General features: G+C 55.3%; 11 protein-coding genes and 1 other annotated feature. Of the genes, 4 read left to right on the forward strand and 7 right to left on the reverse strand.

Annotated elements, in window-relative coordinates; all coding sequences use genetic code 11:
• Positions 1-66: 66 nt before the first annotated feature.
• The 4 genes from QHL1GM_RS14825 to prlC all read right to left on the reverse strand — a co-directional run bounded on the left by QHL1GM_RS14825 (position 67) and on the right by prlC (position 6,051).
• Complete coding sequence (locus QHL1GM_RS14825) at positions 67-2,268, reverse strand: TRAP transporter permease (RefSeq protein ID WP_071695146.1); 2,202 nt, start codon at positions 2,266-2,268, stop codon at positions 67-69.
• A gap of 103 nt (positions 2,269-2,371) precedes the next feature.
• Positions 2,372-3,364 carry a TAXI family TRAP transporter solute-binding subunit gene (locus tag QHL1GM_RS14830; RefSeq protein WP_071695147.1) on the reverse strand — a complete coding sequence of 331 codons (993 nt, stop codon included), beginning with the start codon at positions 3,362-3,364 and terminating at the stop codon, positions 2,372-2,374.
• A 323-nt stretch (positions 3,365-3,687) separates the two neighbouring features.
• Positions 3,688-3,939 carry a YheV family putative zinc ribbon protein gene (locus tag QHL1GM_RS14835; protein WP_071695148.1) on the reverse strand — a complete coding sequence of 84 codons (252 nt, stop codon included), beginning with the start codon at positions 3,937-3,939 and terminating at the stop codon, positions 3,688-3,690.
• 63 nt (positions 3,940-4,002) lie between these two features.
• Positions 4,003-6,051: an oligopeptidase A gene (gene prlC / locus QHL1GM_RS14840; protein ID WP_071696015.1), complete on the reverse strand. Its 2,049-nt coding sequence runs from the start codon at positions 6,049-6,051 to the stop codon at positions 4,003-4,005.
• Positions 6,052-6,260: 209 nt separating this feature from the next.
• Between prlC and QHL1GM_RS14845 the strand changes: the two genes are divergently transcribed.
• From QHL1GM_RS14845 to QHL1GM_RS14855, 3 genes are all read left to right on the forward strand, one after another.
• Complete coding sequence (locus QHL1GM_RS14845) at positions 6,261-7,601, forward strand: sodium-dependent transporter (protein WP_071695149.1); 1,341 nt, start codon at positions 6,261-6,263, stop codon at positions 7,599-7,601.
• 48 nt (positions 7,602-7,649) lie between these two features.
• Complete coding sequence (locus tag QHL1GM_RS14850; RefSeq protein WP_071695150.1) at positions 7,650-8,195, forward strand: gamma carbonic anhydrase family protein; 546 nt, start codon at positions 7,650-7,652, stop codon at positions 8,193-8,195.
• 129 nt (positions 8,196-8,324) lie between these two features.
• Positions 8,325-8,996 carry a metal-dependent hydrolase gene (locus QHL1GM_RS14855; RefSeq protein WP_071695151.1) on the forward strand — a complete coding sequence of 224 codons (672 nt, stop codon included), beginning with the start codon at positions 8,325-8,327 and terminating at the stop codon, positions 8,994-8,996.
• On the opposite strand, the gene QHL1GM_RS14860 is transcribed toward QHL1GM_RS14855, so the two are convergent.
• From QHL1GM_RS14860 to QHL1GM_RS14870, 3 genes are read right to left on the reverse strand one after another with little or no spacing between them, the layout of a single operon-like run.
• Complete coding sequence (locus QHL1GM_RS14860) at positions 8,972-10,354, reverse strand: sigma-54 dependent transcriptional regulator (RefSeq protein WP_071695152.1); 1,383 nt, start codon at positions 10,352-10,354, stop codon at positions 8,972-8,974. The two genes, QHL1GM_RS14855 and QHL1GM_RS14860, sit on opposite strands and share 25 nt — an antisense overlap.
• Positions 10,347-12,266 carry an ATP-binding protein gene (locus QHL1GM_RS14865; protein ID WP_071695153.1) on the reverse strand — a complete coding sequence of 640 codons (1,920 nt, stop codon included), beginning with the start codon at positions 12,264-12,266 and terminating at the stop codon, positions 10,347-10,349. Before QHL1GM_RS14865 ends, QHL1GM_RS14860 begins: the two co-directional genes overlap by 8 nt.
• The gene (locus QHL1GM_RS14870; protein WP_071695154.1) at positions 12,263-13,036 is read right to left on the reverse strand and encodes a GntR family transcriptional regulator; all 774 of its coding nucleotides are present in this window, start codon (positions 13,034-13,036) and stop codon (positions 12,263-12,265) included. The genes QHL1GM_RS14865 and QHL1GM_RS14870 overlap by 4 nt, the downstream gene beginning before the upstream one ends.
• A 297-nt stretch (positions 13,037-13,333) precedes the next feature.
• Here QHL1GM_RS14870 and lldD point away from each other — a divergent pair, with 297 nt between their 5' ends.
• Positions 13,334-14,485 carry an FMN-dependent L-lactate dehydrogenase LldD gene (lldD, locus tag QHL1GM_RS14875; protein WP_071695155.1) on the forward strand — a complete coding sequence of 384 codons (1,152 nt, stop codon included), beginning with the start codon at positions 13,334-13,336 and terminating at the stop codon, positions 14,483-14,485.
• Between the two features lie 499 nt (positions 14,486-14,984).
• Positions 14,985-15,524: a sequence feature (16S ribosomal RNA rRNA prediction is too short), on the forward strand.
• Positions 15,525-15,578 lie beyond the last annotated feature (54 nt).

The following is a 15,578-nucleotide window of genomic DNA, read 5'->3' on the forward strand; positions in this document are numbered from 1 at the left end:
AAAAAACCCCGCTCAACGATTGTTGAGCGGGGTTTTTTACGCTTAGCGTTTAGTGGCTTAAATCAATCAGCCAGCTTGCGCCGTTTTGCTACCACCACCGTGCATCTTACGCTGCATCATGAATAGCACGATACCAATCGCAAGGCCGGCAATATCGGTATAGATACCGCCGTAGATTAAAAACAGCGCGCCCACCAGCATGACGACACGCTGCACTAGGTTAACGGGGCCAAAGAACCACGCTTGAACCATACCCGAAAGCAGCACAATACCTAGCGTCGCGGTTAACCCAACGCGCAGGATCTGCATCGGTGAGCCTTCCATCAGCATGGCGGGGCTGTAGAAGAACATAAATGGAACAATGAACGCGGCCAAGCCAATCTTGAACGATGCCACCGATGTGCCCATGGGGTTGTCGCCGGAGATACCCGCGGCGGCATAGGAGGCCAAGGCAACGGGCGGCGTAATCGCAGAGACGACCGCAAAGTAGAACACGAAGAAGTGAGCGATCAGCGGTTCAATGCCGATATTGATCAAACCCGGAGCCACGACCGAAGCGGCCACCGCATAGGCGGCGGTGGTAGGCATACCCATGCCGAGTAGAATACTGATCAGCATGGCGAACACTAGCGCCAGCAGTTGGCTCACGCCCGCTAAGCCCAGCAGCAGCGACGAGAAACGCGCGCCTACACCCGTCAGCGAGATAACCCCGACGATTAAGCCCGCACAGGCGCATACGGCGATAATCTGAATCGCCATGGTGCCCGCTATCTGCAGGGCTTTAAGAATCGAACGAAGGCCCATTTTATTGGGTGAGAGCCAGCTAACCACCGCGGCTGACGCGGTTGCCAAGGTGCCTGCGCGAATCACCGAGTAGCCCATGAACAGGGCGACAATCAGAATAATAATCGGCGCGAACAGATAGACCTGCTTGACCAGCTTCGAGAACAGCGGGATCTCATCTTTACGCATGCCACGCATGCCTTTACGGGCGGCTTCAAAGTCGACCATAAAGTAGATAGAGGCAAAATAAAGAATCGCCGGAATGACGGCGGCAAGCGCAATTTCGGTATACGGAATACCGGTCACTTCGGCCATGATGAACGCACCCGCGCCCATAATCGGTGGCATGATTTGCCCACCGGTTGAGGCGGCTGCTTCAATCGCGCCGGCGCTACGTGCGGGGTAGCCGACTTTCTTCATCAGAGGAATGGTCAATGAACCGGTGGAAACCACGTTACCTGCTGACGTGCCGTTGATCATACCCATCAAGCCAGAGGCAAAAATGGCCACCTTGGCAGGGCCGCCACGGGCACGGCCAGCTGCGGCAAAGGCAAAGTTGACGAAGTAGTCGCCAACTTTAGAGGCCTGTAGGAAAGCGGCAAAAATAATGAACAAAATAATATAGGTCGACGACACCGCGGTTGTGGGGCCAAGAATGCCTGCGTCGGTATACACCTGGCTAAAGAAACGCTGTAGTGACAGCCCTGGATAGCCTAAGAAGCCCGGCAGATAAGGGCCAGCGAATACATAGGTCAGGAAGACTGCGGAAATCACTACTAGGGCTAAACCCGCTACTCGGCGAGTCAGTTCCAGGATCAGTAACGAGCCTGCAATTGCCGCCCAGGAAATGCCTGCTGGCGCAAAAGAGGTACCCGTCGACATACGGATATTGGTGTTATAAGCCACCAGCAAATAACCAGCGCTGGCCAGCGCGCAGACCATTAGCACCAAATCGGCTGGGTTGAAGCGATGCCGTGCCTGACGATAAAACCATGACAGCACAATGGCACCCGCCGTTGTCGCCATGAGCGGATAGCCGTAATGCCAGTTTTCAACGTTCGGGTCGATGCGCATGGCACCACCGCTGAGCGTTTGATACATCAACAGAACTTGCGCCAGGGTATAGGCGGCGGGAATCAGTAGCGCGTAGCTTACCCACTTGATCCAGACACCTGACGCCTGATGATCGTCGTCGGCAAAACGGGCACCGGCAAAGAGCCCGTAACCGAGAATAAGCGCACCGGCAATATGCACGATACGAAACGACCAGGTTTCCATCGGATACACGTTCAGTGAAATCAGATGGAAACTTGAGTAAGCGATCGCTAATGCCGCAAATAGCAGGAACTGCCAGCCCGTAAACAGGCGGCGGTTGGGTTCAACAACGTCTTCATCGACACCGTCGGCAATGGACTCGGGTATCACTGATGCCGCGTGGGCATCATCCTTGAGGTCATTGGGTTCTTGGTCGGTTTTGTGACTCATTAGAGTTCACCCTCACAGCAAAAGCAGACAAAGGGGTAGCAGCAGCGAAAGCTGCCCCGCCCGGCGGGGCCGGAGACGGGGCAGTCAGAACGTTAAGCGTTGCTTAGTTGATCATGTCATCAGCAATTTCATAGCCGTTCTCTTCGTACCAGCGTGCAGCGCCGGGGTGAAACGGCAGCACGGTGTTGTGCTTAATGTTTTCTGGAATGCTGGTTTCAGCACTGCGGTGCACAGAGCGCATGCGGTCGTTGTTTTCCATGGTCGCCTTGGTGACTTCATAAACGAAATCTTCCGGCAGGTCACAGCCAGCGATAGCGAAGTTCCACATGGAGACAGCGCGGGCGTCTTCTTCCAGCGTAGTGTAGGTGTTGGCCGGAATCATAAACTCAGCAACGGGGAAGTTTTCCAGCACCGTGGCCAGCTCTTCTTCGTTAAATTCGATGATGTTGACGTCTGTTTGTACTTCCAACTGGCTAACGGCGGGAATCGGAATGCCAGCGGCAAAGGCAACAACGTCAAGCAAGCCATCCTGCAACTGACCGCCCAGGTCTGACCAGCCGCCGTTGCGGCGCTCAAAGTCAACGCCCAGGGTTTCAAGGATTGCTGGGAAGTAGGTATCCGAGGTTGAGGCAGCCGGGCCAAAGCCGATGCGCGCGCCATCAGGAATGTCGGAAATCGACTCGATGCCGCTGTCAGAAAGCGCGGTAATAGAGAACGGCGTTTCGTACATGGGGAACATGGCGCATACATTGTCCATTGCCATGCCAGGTGCCAGCGGGCTTTCACCTTTAACGGCATCAGAAGCAGGGCCCATGGTGGTTAAACCAAATGCCATGTCGCCCGTGTGCACCAGCGCCAGGTTTTGAGTGGGGCCGCCGGTGACTTCACCGCCGCCAGATACGCCTAACTCATCAGCGATAAAATTGGCCCAGCCTGAACCGTAGACGAAGTAAGTGCCGCCTTGGCTAGCGGTACCCACGGTAAAATTATCGGGCCAACCGGAGCGGTCTGCTTGCGCCTGGGCACTGCTGGCAGCGGCTACAAGCAGAGCGCTGCTGGCGAGAAGAGTGAACGTTTTAGGCATATGTTTGCGCATGGCGAAAATTCCTAGCTGTTATTGGGGTTATATACTGACAGCGACGATCAATGCCGCCAGTCGATACTGCGTTAAGCAGGGTATCCAGGATTTATAACAGCGATAGTTGTGCCATTAAAAGTTTATGGCTTTAAAATCAAATTCTTATAAAATATTTATTCAACTTTGGTGGAAAGCGCTTTTTAGCATAGTGTCCGATTGTTCGCACGGAAGTGGGTGGTTGGTGTGCGGATAACCGCACACGTGTTGTGTGGTCCGAACGCTAGCAGCTGTGGGGCTGTAAGGAAAGGATGAACATGCCACCACATTGGCGAGGTGGGAATTTAACGAGAGGGTTTACCGGGATCCAAAATACGCACGGGCTGTACATCCTGCTGCTTCTGATCGTCGCGTACCTGGTTGACCCGGGTGGTCATTTCGGTCAGCGCGTCCTCTTCAATGGGCAGTTGCTCGAAGAAATCGCAGCTGACGCATTCTCGGTAGCGAATACCGTTTTGCTCCCAGGCGCGGATACGATCCATCGCCGCGCAGCGCGGGCAGGTCACACCGGCAATAAAGCGTTTAACCGTCGACATTACAGACTCCTAGCGCGCAGCGCCAAAGGCGCCGCGCATGGGGAAAGTGTATTTAAAAATGCATTAAGCAGCGCGAATGCCGCTATGGCGCAGTAGCGGTTCGACACTTGGCTCTCGGCCCCTGAAGGCGACAAACAGGTCAGCGGCATCGCGTGCGCCGCCCTGCTCAAGAATTTCACGACGAAAGCGCTGTCCCGTTTCCGGGTCAAAGATACCGGCCTCTTCAAAGGCGCTCCAGGCATCCGCCGAGAGCACTTCCGCCCACTTGTAGCTGTAGTAACCGGCAGCGTAGCCACCAGCAAACACGTGACCAAAGCTATTTTGGAAGCGGTTGAACGGCACTTTTGGCAGCACAGACACCGCTTCGCGCACCTCATCTAACAAGGCTTGCACGTCGCTAGCGCTGGGAGCACTTACTTCATGGTGCAGACGCAGATCGAATAGCGAGAACTCGATTTGGCGCATCATGCCCATTGCCGACTGGAAATTCTTGGCCGTCTGCAGGCGCTCAAGCAGCTCTGCTGGCAGCGGTTCGCCGCTATCCACGTGTTTGGCGAGTAGATCTAAGCCTTCACGCTCCCAGCAGTAGTTTTCCATAAATTGGCTGGGCAGCTCGACGGCATCCCAAGCGACGCCATTAATGCCGGAAATATCGGCAATCTGCTGCTGTGTCAGCATATGATGCAGACCGTGACCAAATTCATGGAATAGCGTGGTGACTTCGTCGTGGGTGAGGAGTGCCGGGCGGCCGTTTACCGGAGCGGTAAAGTTACAGGTAAGGAAGGCGACGGGCAGTTGCAGACCCTGCTCGGTTTGACGACGCACCCGGCAGTCGGCCATCCACGCGCCGCCACGCTTGCCTTCTCTAGCGTAAAGATCCAGATAGAAACCGGCCATTGGCTGGCCATTTTCGGTGATGCGGAAATAGCGCACGTCATCATGATAGCGGGGCGCCTGGGTGTCTTCTTCAAAGCGCACGCCGTAAAGGCGTTCAACCACCTGAAACAAGCCATCCACCACCTGGGGTGCTGGAAAGTAGGGGCGTAACTGCTCCTGAGAGATAGAGTGGCGCGCTTCGCGCAGCTTTTCACTGGCATAGGCAACATCCCAGGGCTCCAGCGTCTCTAGGCCGAGTTCCTCAAGGGCATAGGCACTGAGTTCAGCAAACTCTTCCGTCGCCTGAGGCACCGCACGGCGGGCTAAGTCGTTGAGAAAGTCGAGCACCTGCTCGGGAGAGTCCGCCATTTTGGTGGTGAGGGAGTAATCAGCGTAGGTGGCAAAACCGAGCAGCTGGGCCATTTCACTGCGCAGTGCCAGGATCTCTTCCATGATCGCCGCGTTATCGAATTTGCCCGCATCCGGGCCTTCGTCAGACGCACGGGTTACAAACGCGGTATACACCTCACGGCGCAGTTCGCGGTTATCGGCATAGCTAACTACCGGGAAGAAACTGGGGAAATCCAGGGTAATACGGTAGCCCGCAACGCCTTTCGCCTCGGCGGTAGCTTTTAAGGTGTCGAGAGCACTTTCCGGCACCCCCGCTAATGTCTCTTGGCTATCGATGTCCTTGTGCCAAGCCTGGGTGGCATCCAGCACGTTATTCGAGAACTGGTTTGACAGCATTGAAAGGCGCGACTGGATCTCGCCGTAGCGGGCTTTCTGGTCAGCAGGCAGGGCAACACCGGCTAGGCGGAAATCGCGTAGGGCGTTCTCCACGGTACGCCGCTGGGCTGCATTCAGGTGTTCCCAGGCGGGGCCATCTTTTAACGCTTGCCAGCCATGAAACAAACCTTCGTGTTGGCCTACCCAGGTGCCGAAGTCAGAGAGCTTCTCAAGGCATGCCTGGTACGCTTCGCGCATCTCCGGGGAGTTCATGGTGCCGTTGAGGTGCGATACCGGTGACCACGCCTTGGTGAGTCGGTCATTAACCGCTTCAAGTGGCGCCGCAAAATTGTCCCATGTGGGCGGGGTGGCGGCTGCTTGATCAGCCAAGCGATCAATGGCCTCACGGCTTTCGCTTAGCAGTGTCTCCACGGCAGGCTCCACGTGCTCGGCGCGAATCTCTCCAAAGGGGGGGAGCTCGTGGGTTTCAAGCAGCGGATTGGTGGACAAAGGGGTGGAGGACATAGACACCTCGGGTGGCATGCTTTTACAAAGCACAGTTTAGGACGTCAGGAACGCGCAAAAGAGCGCAATAATAATGACACAGTGCGGGCGGTGGGGGCGGGTTTCAATGCTAGGTTCAATAACAGGGTTTGGCCTGCACGCAAGCGCCTGCTAGTCTTGCCGCCTTTTAATGCCACCAATGGCAGGAGCAAGTGATGAGCGAAACGCTGGAGCGCTGGGGGTCTAAGCGGGCCTTTATCTTGGCGGTAACAGGTGCTGCGGTGGGGTTAGGCAATATCTGGCGCTTCCCTTATGTGGCCGGAGAAAACGGCGGCGCGGCGTTTTTATTGATTTACGTGGCGTTTGTGCTGCTGCTAGGTATTCCGGTGATGATGGCGGAGATACTGATTGGTCGTGCCGGACGGCGGGGGCCGATGCAAGCCTTGAGTGCTTTGGCTGCCGAGGCGGGGGCTTCACCTCACTGGCGCTGGCTGGGGCTATTCGGGGCGTTCACCGTGTTCTGTATCTTGTCGTTCTACTCGGTGGTGTCCGGCTGGTCGATTGAGTTTTTGGTGGCCTCTGTTAACGGCAACTTTAATGGCGCGAGCGCCGCTGAGATTGGCGCCGGTTTTGAGGCTTTTTTGGCCAACCCGGGTCTGCTGATCTTCAATCACTCGCTGTTTCTGTTTATGACCATGACCGTTGTAGCGGCGGGTGTTGCCAAAGGGCTAGAGCGGCTCAATAACCTGCTGATGCCGCTGCTGTATCTATTGTTGCTGTTATTAGCGGGCTATGCCGCGACGACTGATGGTTTTGCCCCCGCCCTGGCGTGGCTGTTTTTACCCTCTTTCGAGGCGCTAACCCCGTCCGTAGTCGTCCATGCCATGGGGCACGCGTTCTTTACCTTGGCGGTAGGGGCCTGTGCCTTGATGGCGTATGGCGCTTATATGCCTGAAGAGCAAAGCCTGCCCAAAGCAGCCGTTGCGGTCGCTGTGCTGGATATTAGCGTGGCGTTACTGGCGGGGATCGCTATTTTCTCGGTGGTGTTCGCCCAGGGCATGGATCCCACTGACGGCCCAGGGTTAATGTTTGTCACCCTGCCCATTGCGTTCTCTGAGCTGCCCTGGGGCTCTGTATGGCTAAGCGTGTTCTTTTTACTGCTGCTGCTGGCGACCTGGACATCTGCTATTAACCTAGCGGAGCCGATGGTCGCTACGCTGCAGGGCTTGGGGTTGCGCCGCAGTATCTCGACTGCAATTGTGGCGCTCAGCGTTTGGCTGATTGGGCTGTTGTCGGCGCTCTCTTTTTCAACGCTGGCGGAGTTTCGGCCGCTATTGGGACGCAATGTATTCGAGCTTGTCAGCAGTATACCGCCGGATGTTTTCCTGCCCTTGGGCGGCCTATTGATAGCCGTTTTTGCGGCTTGGGTAATGCCTCGCAATAGAGTGGTGAGCGCGTTAGGCGTTGGTGAAAGTGGCTATCTGGTGTGGCGCAATATCATTCGCTGGGTGTCGATTCCGCTGACCTTTATTGTTCTGCTGGCCGGATTGCTATAGTCAGGTAAATAATCCTCTAACTGTCGATTAGAACCCTAGGAGCGAGTTATGAGCAGTGCCTTACGAGCGTATCAAGGTATGGAGCCCCAACTGGGCGAGCGCGTTTATATTGACCCGGCCAGTGTGGTCATCGGTGATGTGGTGATGGGTGACGACTGCTCCGTCTGGCCGATGACGGTTATCCGTGGCGATATGCACCGTATTCGTATTGGCGCGCGTACCAGCGTGCAGGACGGCAGCGTACTGCATATTACCCACGCCAGTGACTTCAGCCCGGAGGGGTTTCCGCTCACTATTGGCGATGATGTGACTATCGGGCATAAAGCGATCTTGCATGGCTGCACCTTGGGAAGCCGAATCCTAGTGGGTATGGGCGCGATTGTAATGGATGGCGCGGTCGTTGAGGACGAGGTCATTATTGCTGCGGGTGCCGTGGTAACGCCGGGGAAGCATTTGGAAAGCGGCTATGTGTATGCCGGTAACCCGGCTAAAGCGCTGCGGCCACTCAAAGAGAAAGAGCGTGCGTTCTTTCCGTACACCGCTGGTAACTACGTTAAATTGAAAGACCGCTTTTTGGCCGAAGCCACACGCTAGTATCTTGGCCTAGGTCTACCCTAAGCGATTGCTAAGCCAACCTTTTTTTCTTAATTAGCCATGTCGCGAACGCTGAAAGTCTGTTAATTTATACAGTTTTCTGTTTTGCAGACTCTGGGATGCCGCGTCATGGCTAATTTTCGCACGCATATTACGGTAGCAGCGGCGGGCGGCGTGCTAATAGCTTACGCAGGCTGGAAAGGTCAATGGTGGCCGCCCTCCCAAGCGCTGGTGATGATTGCATTAGTCACCTTTGGCGGCATTTTGCCCGACATTGATGCTGACCGTTCCCATTCTATCCGACTGATATTTAATCTACTTTCGGTGCCTGCTCTTGTCCTGGGAGCGCTGTTGTTACAGCCATGGCTGACGCCGGGGGCGCTGTTGATTGCCTGCGGTGGGATTTACTTCTGTGTGCGCTATCTGGCAGGCCTGCTATTTTCGCGTTTCACCGTGCACCGCGGTATTTGGCATTCACTGCTGGCGAGTGGGCTATGTGGTCTATTCACCGCCGCGTTAAGCTTTAATCTGCTGAACCAGCCTGCATGGCTGGCTTGGTCGCACGGTGCTGCCACCTTGGTAGGTTTTTTGATCCACTTGAGTTTGGATGAGATATACAGCGTCGACCTTGAAGGTGCGCGGCTAAAGCGCTCCTTTGGTACGGCGCTTAAGCTAGGCGACAGTCGTCGTCCGATGTCCAATCTGCTAATGCTGATCGCCACATTAACGCTGATACCTTGGGTGCCGCCCTGGTCTGTGTTGGGTGAGTTGCTGCATCAAGGCTCGCTGCTGTGGCGATAGTCATCGGCATGGAGGCCGTGCTTCTTAAGCTTGTCATAAAATGTTTTGCGCGGAATGCCCAAGTGGCGACAAACGTCGGTTACCCGGCCATGGTAGCGCGACAGGGATTGGCTGATCAGGCTCTTTTCAAACAGCTCTACCTGGCGTGGCAAAGTAGGCTCTTCTGTGTCGGCGTTGACTCCTTCCAGCAGCGCATCCAGCCGATAGTCAAAGGCGGCACCTAGCAGCACGTAGCGCTCGGCAAGGTTACGCAGCTCGCGCACGTTGCCGGGCCAGTCATGGGCCAGCAGGGCGGCAATGGCGGGGCTGTCGAGGGTCGGTGCTTCCAGCCCGCTGCGGTTGGCGGCGACCACGGCAAAGTGCTGGAACAATAAGGGGATATCCTCACGCCGCTCGCGCAGAGCAGGCAGCGGCAGAGTGACCACGTTTAGTCGGTAGTAAAGATCCTCGCGGAAACTCCCCTCTTCGGAGGCGGCTTTGAGGTCTACCTTGGTGGCCGCAATCACGCGAATATCGAGCGGGACGGTTTCATTGGCACCTAACCGCTCGACGCTGCGTTCCTGCAGTACCCGCAGCAGCTTGACCTGCAGCGCCATGGGCATTGATTCAATTTCATCTAAAAACACCGTGCCGCCATTGGCGTGTTCAAACTTGCCAATGCGCCGCTCGACGGCACCGGTAAAGGCGCCTTTTTCATGGCCAAACAGCTCGGACTCAATGGTGTTTTCGGGCACTGCGCCGCAGTTGATCGCCATAAAGGGGCTATTACGCCGAGCGCTGCGTTCGTGAATCGCACGGGCCACGAGGTCTTTGCCGGTGCCAGTCTCTCCAAATAGCAGTACATCGGCCTCTACCTGGCTGATACGCTGAATCATTGCGGCCAGCCGCGAAATGATGGGCGTGCGCCCAACGAGCCGCGGCCCCAGTGCGGCTTGTTGCACTTCCAATTCGGCTTTAAGACGGTGGTTTTCCAAGCTGAGCTGGCGCTTCTCTATGCCCCGGCGCACCACATCCAGCAGTTGATCACCGGCAAAGGGCTTCTCGAGAAAATCCCAGGCCCCTGCGCGCATGGCTTCTACAGCAGTGGAAATATCGCCGTGGCCAGTGATTAAAATAATCGGCAGAGTGGCGTCGCGGCTATGTAACTCATGGAGCAGTGACATGCCATCCATTCCCGGCATACGGATATCACTGACAATGACACCCGGGAAGTCCGGCGTTAATGCTGCCAGAGCTTGTTCCGCCGATTCAAAGCAGTAGGGCGTATAGCCCGCAAGTTCGAGGGTTTGGCTGGCGGTGATCCGCAGATGCGGTTCGTCGTCGATCACCATGACCGGCAGCGTCGACGGCTCATGCATAAGAGGAGTTCTCCTGAGTGTGGGTTAGCGGTGTGTGGGGCAGGGTAATGGTGAAGCAAGCGCCGCCTTCGGGTTGGTTCGCCGCCTGTAGCTTGCCGCCTAAATCGTCCATGATACGCGATGAGATCGAGAGACCCAGCCCTAAACCACTGCCCGGCGCTTTGGTGGTAAAAAAGGGTTCAAAAATATGCCCCAAGTGCTCCTCGGGAATGCCCGGGCCATTATCGCTAACGCTAATAATGACCTGCTGCTGGTGTATACGGGCGCCCAGGGTGAGTTGTGGCGCAGGCACGCCTTTCATGGCCTGCAGCGCATTGCCGATTAAATTCACCAACACCTGTTCCAGGCGCACCAGATCGCCTTTAACCCATAGGGTTTCAGCAGGCCAATCCTGAACAATGGTGATATTGCCTTCGCGTAAACGGCTTTGAAACAGGCGTAGAGCGTAGTCGATACAGGCTTGTACCGAAATCGCCTCCTGGCGTTCGCTGCTCTTACGTGAAAACTGGCGCAGCTGCGCGCTGATATCTGCCATACGCTCGGTTAGTTCAACAATTTGTTCCAGGTTGGCATCGGCTTTTTCGTGGCGTGCTAATGCCATAAAGCGGCGGGCGTTTTCTGCATAAGCGCGAATAGCCGCCAACGGTTGATTAAGCTCATGGTTGATGCCAGCGGCGAGCTGCCCCAATACAGCGAGTTTGGCGGCTTGAATCAGCTCGTCTTGGGTTTGTCGTAAGTTGGCTTCAGCGCGGCGGCGCTCTTCAATTTCATCCGAAAGGCGTTGGTTACTGGCGACTAGGTCGCGGGTGCGGCGTTCCACGCTAACTTCTAGTTCGTCACGCACGCGTGCCAAGGTGTTGCGCTCACGCTCGGCAAACGCTTCACGCTCACGGCGTAGTCTCAGGCGCTGCCAACCAATGCCCGCACCAAGAGTGACCACGCCGTAGAGGCCGCCTGCCATCAGAGCAGCTATCCACTGAGCGCTAATCACCGGTGTTAGCGGCTTTAAGATATGCATTTGCCAGCCAAACTCAGGGATATGTCGGGTCAGACTAAGGTAGTTGCTGCTGCTCAATGGGCCTTGGGAAAAACTGACCAACTGACTTCCCTGTCGGTAAGGTGCATTGACTTCAATACCCGCAGGGGTCAACGGTTCCATAGCGTAGCGGCGCGTTTCCCTCAGGGCTTGACGCTGTTCTTCGGTAAGCGAGTAGAGGGCGTTCATGCGCAGCTCAGGGTGGCTAGCCATGAAGATAATGTCGTCACTATCAGTGACAAACAGCTCGGCATCCTGCTCTGCCCAGCTCTCTTCAACGTCATCTAACAGTACTTTAACCACTAGCACACCGTCTGGCCGCGCATCCGGCGAGGTGTCGTCTAGCCATACGGGCGATGAGAAGTAGTAGCCTCGCTCAAGAGACTTGATGCCTAAGCCAAAAAAGCGCCCCTGCCCCCCAGCAATGGCATCGGTGTAGTAAGAGCGAAAAGCATAATTCTGGCCAATAAAGGTGTTAGGGCGGTGCCAATTACTGGCGGCGATTGTGTCGCCATCGCGATTGAGTAAATAGACGTCTGAAACTCCCGCTGTAAAGCGGAAACGATCCAGTAGCATATTGAGCGGCATCGGGTCTTGGCTATCGGGAGAGGCCAAGAAGCGCTGCACACCTTCCCGGGTGGCAAGCATTTGTGGCAGGTAGTCGTAGCGCAGTAAATAGCCGTTTAAGTTGGCGGCAGACAGCCGCAGCTCGTTTTCGGCATCATCCTGTAAGTTAGAAAGCGCTTGTTCACGTGCCAGCTGAGCGGCCTGCCACATACAAAACAGCAAGCCGAGTGAAATAACCAGCAGCCATAGGCGTCGCCAACGTAATGGCAAAGGGGTGGGCGCTGGGTTATTCATGCCAGCGCTGTTCATGCCGACGTCTTACTACTGCCTTGGGCGCGGCGAAGGGCGCGCTGAGCGCGGGTCTCAGCCTTGGCCATCTCAAGTAGACCTTCTTCAACAAACACTAAGTGCTCATGGGCGCGCGCACGGGCATCCTCAGCGCGACCTTCCAAAATGGCATTGAGCAGGGCGCGGTGCTGTTGCATTAACTGGGTGCGGGAACCTTCCTTGGCAAATAAATGGGCCAAGTTATTCACAATGCTCTTCTCTAGCAGATGAAAAATACCGCGAATAGTATGCAGCAGCAAAACATTGTGGGCGGCCTCGGCAATTGCTAGATGAAATGCCGCATCTAGCTTCGCTTCTTGAATGGGATCTGCGCCTGCAAAGCCGCCGTCGAGTTCTTCGAAGCGCTGAATTAAGACAGCTTTGTCGGCGGGGGTTGAGCGCAGCGCAGCGTAGTAAGCGGATATACCTTCCATGGCGTCACGGAATTCAAGTAAGTCCAGGTTAAATTCGCCGTGACGGGAGAGCATCTCCAGCAAGGGGTCGGTATAACCATTGCTAAGGTCATCGTTAACAAAAGTACCGCCGCCTTGGCGGCTGGTCAGCAAACCACGAGCAGCTAGTTTCTGGATAGCTTCCCGTAAAGAGGGGCGCGAAACGCCAAATCGTTCGGCTAACTCACGTTCGGGAGGTAACCGCTGGCCTGGCTTTAGGCTGCCTTCCAGCATCATTGCTTCAAGGCGCTCAGTAATTACATCGGCCAAGCGCTGCTGGCGGAGCGGAGGATAGCTCATAGTGAATAGCTCATGTCGTTTAGCGTCCGCAATTGGTAAGACCAATATTAAGATCTTTGGCGTTTGATCTCAAGCGCCTGCGAAGTGGGATTTAACGCTAACAAAGCTCATCTATAGCGTCTTTAAACTAAAGTATAGCGGTTTAAGGTGCTAAAGAGCGTTATCTCCGTTTGACACGCTTAGGGTGGCTCACTACTGTTGATGCTGGTTTTTTGTCAATTGGTAAAACCAATTTTCCACTTTGGGGCGCCGGTGTATAGCGCATCCATTGCATAGGGCTATTGCACAGGGCTATCCATGATCATTTCAGCTTCCACTGATTATCGCCAAGCGGCCAAGCGTCGTATCCCCCCGTTTCTTTTCCATTACGCCGACGGTGGGTCCTACGCGGAGCATACGCTGCGGCGTAATGTCGAGGATCTTGCTGGTGTCGCGCTGCGTCAGCGCGTGTTGAAAGATATGTCTTCGCTATCATTGGAGACTACGCTGTTCGGCGAAACGCTTGCCATGCCGGTCGCCTTGGCGCCGGTAGGATTGGCAGGAATGTACGCTAGGCGCGGTGAAGTGCAAGCTGCGCGGGCAGCTACTAATAAAGGGATACCGTTTACGCTATCGACAGTATCGGTCTGTCCGATCGATGAAGTGGCCTCTGCTGTTGATCGACCTATTTGGTTTCAGCTTTATGTGTTGAAAGATAGAGGGTTTATGAAGCATGTCTTGGAGCGAGCCAAAGCCGCTGGCGTCAAGACGCTGATCTTCACTGTCGATATGCCCGTGCCGGGGGCGCGCTATCGCGATGCGCATTCAGGTATGAGCGGTAAGCGCGGCCCAATGCGGCGAATGCTTCAAGCGGCAACACACCCTTTTTGGGCATGGGACGTGGGTGTCAATGGTCGTCCTCATGACCTCGGCAACGTGTCGGATTATCGCGGCAAACCAACAGAGCTTGAAGACTATATTGCTTGGCTTGGTGATAACTTTGATCCGTCCATCTCTTGGAAGGACCTGGAGTGGATTCGTGAGCAATGGGATGGCCCTATGATCATTAAGGGGATACTCGATCCTGAGGATGCTCGTGATGCGGTTCGCTTCGGTGCGGATGGTATCGTTGTTTCCAATCATGGTGGACGTCAGCTAGACGGTGTTCCCTCTACTGCGCGTGCGCTGCCTGCTATCGCTGATGCGGTTAAGGGTGATTTGGCTATTCTGGCCGACTCCGGGGTACGCAGTGGGCTTGATGTTGTGCGCATGATCGCCATGGGTGCCGATACCGTATTGATTGGGCGTGCTTTTATCTACGCACTTGCTACCGCCGGAGAGGCGGGGGTTTCCCATCTGCTTGAGCTATTTGATAAGGAGATGCGGGTTGCAATGACGCTCACCGGTGCGCGTAGCATTGCCGATCTCGGCTCGGGTTCGCTGGTGCCAGATTCAATCCGTAATGCCTAATAAGCACTTTTTTCGCCTCAGTTAATATCAACATTAAAAACCGCTTGCCAACCCGACAGCGAATCCGTAAAGTACGCATCCGCTGCCGGGGACGCCTAGCGTTACCAGTGGTGTATAAGGTGTAAAAGCCTTGGTTTGTCAAACAGTTACCGCTTTTGCGATAGCTCGCGGTTTTGGATGTTGTGTGTTTTACATCGAAAACAACGCCCTTGACAACCACCAGGAAATGCGTAGAATACGCCTTCCTCGCTGCGGCAAGCCAAGTCAACGGCCCGCCGGGTTGCTTTCACAGTAACCAGGACAGCGAAACAGCTCTTTAACAATTTGATCAGGTAATTCATGTGGGCGCTTGCTGATGTTGGTGACAAATCACCAAATATCAAGGCAAGCGGTCATGAAAACGTAAGTTTGAATGAATTCGTTTGAACCTTGAGCCAAGTTTGATCCGCTTCTGTCACTTTCGGGTGGCAGGTAAGGATCACATAGATCTTAAACTGAAGAGTTTGATCATGGCTCAGATTGAACGCTGGCGGCAGGCCTAACACATGCAAGTCGAGCGGTAACAGATCTAGCTTGCTAGATGCTGACGAGCGGCGTGCGGGTGAGTAATGCATAGGAATCTGCCCGGTAGTGGGGGATAACCTGGGGAAACCCAGGCTAATACCGCATACGTCCTACGGGAGAAAGGGGGCTTCGGCTCCCGCTATTGGATGAGCCTATGTCGGATTAGCTAGTTGGTGAGGTAAAGGCTCACCAAGGCAACGATCCGTAGCTGGTCTGAGAGGATGATCAGCCACATCGGGACTGAGACACGGCCCGAACTCCTACGGGAGGCAGCAGTGGGGAATATTGGACAATGGGGGCAACCCTGATCCAGCCATGCCGCGTGTGTGAAGAAGGCCCTCGGGTTGTAAAGCACTTTCAGCGAGGAAGAACGCCTGTCGGTTAATACCCGGCAGGAAAGACATCACTCGCAGAAGAAGCACCGGCTAACTCCGTGCCAGCAGCCGCGGTAATACGGAGGGTGCAAGCGTTAATCGGAATTACTGGGCGTAAAGCGCGCGTAGGTGGCTTGATAAGCCGGTTGTGAAAG

Origin of the sequence: Halomonas sp. QHL1, assembly GCF_001882345.1 — a bacterium.
Classification (GTDB): Bacteria; Pseudomonadota; Gammaproteobacteria; order Pseudomonadales; family Halomonadaceae; genus Vreelandella.

Excerpts from the sequence above, each read along its gene's own strand:
- QHL1GM_RS14825 (WP_071695146.1), bottom strand. The coding sequence starts at position 2,268 with ATGAGTCACAAAACCGACCAAGAACCCAATGACCTCAAGGATGATGCC.
- QHL1GM_RS14830 (WP_071695147.1), bottom strand. The coding sequence starts at position 3,364 with ATGCGCAAACATATGCCTAAAACGTTCACTCTTCTCGCCAGCAGCGCT.
- QHL1GM_RS14835 (WP_071695148.1), bottom strand. The coding sequence starts at position 3,939 with ATGTCGACGGTTAAACGCTTTATTGCCGGTGTGACCTGCCCGCGCTGC.
- QHL1GM_RS14845 (WP_071695149.1), top strand. The coding sequence starts at position 6,261 with ATGAGCGAAACGCTGGAGCGCTGGGGGTCTAAGCGGGCCTTTATCTTG.
- QHL1GM_RS14850 (WP_071695150.1), top strand. The coding sequence starts at position 7,650 with ATGAGCAGTGCCTTACGAGCGTATCAAGGTATGGAGCCCCAACTGGGC.
- QHL1GM_RS14855 (WP_071695151.1), top strand. The coding sequence starts at position 8,325 with ATGGCTAATTTTCGCACGCATATTACGGTAGCAGCGGCGGGCGGCGTG.
- QHL1GM_RS14860 (WP_071695152.1), bottom strand. The coding sequence starts at position 10,354 with ATGCATGAGCCGTCGACGCTGCCGGTCATGGTGATCGACGACGAACCG.
- QHL1GM_RS14865 (WP_071695153.1), bottom strand. The coding sequence starts at position 12,266 with ATGAACAGCGCTGGCATGAATAACCCAGCGCCCACCCCTTTGCCATTA.
- QHL1GM_RS14870 (WP_071695154.1), bottom strand. The coding sequence starts at position 13,036 with ATGAGCTATCCTCCGCTCCGCCAGCAGCGCTTGGCCGATGTAATTACT.
- lldD (WP_071695155.1), top strand. The coding sequence starts at position 13,334 with ATGATCATTTCAGCTTCCACTGATTATCGCCAAGCGGCCAAGCGTCGT.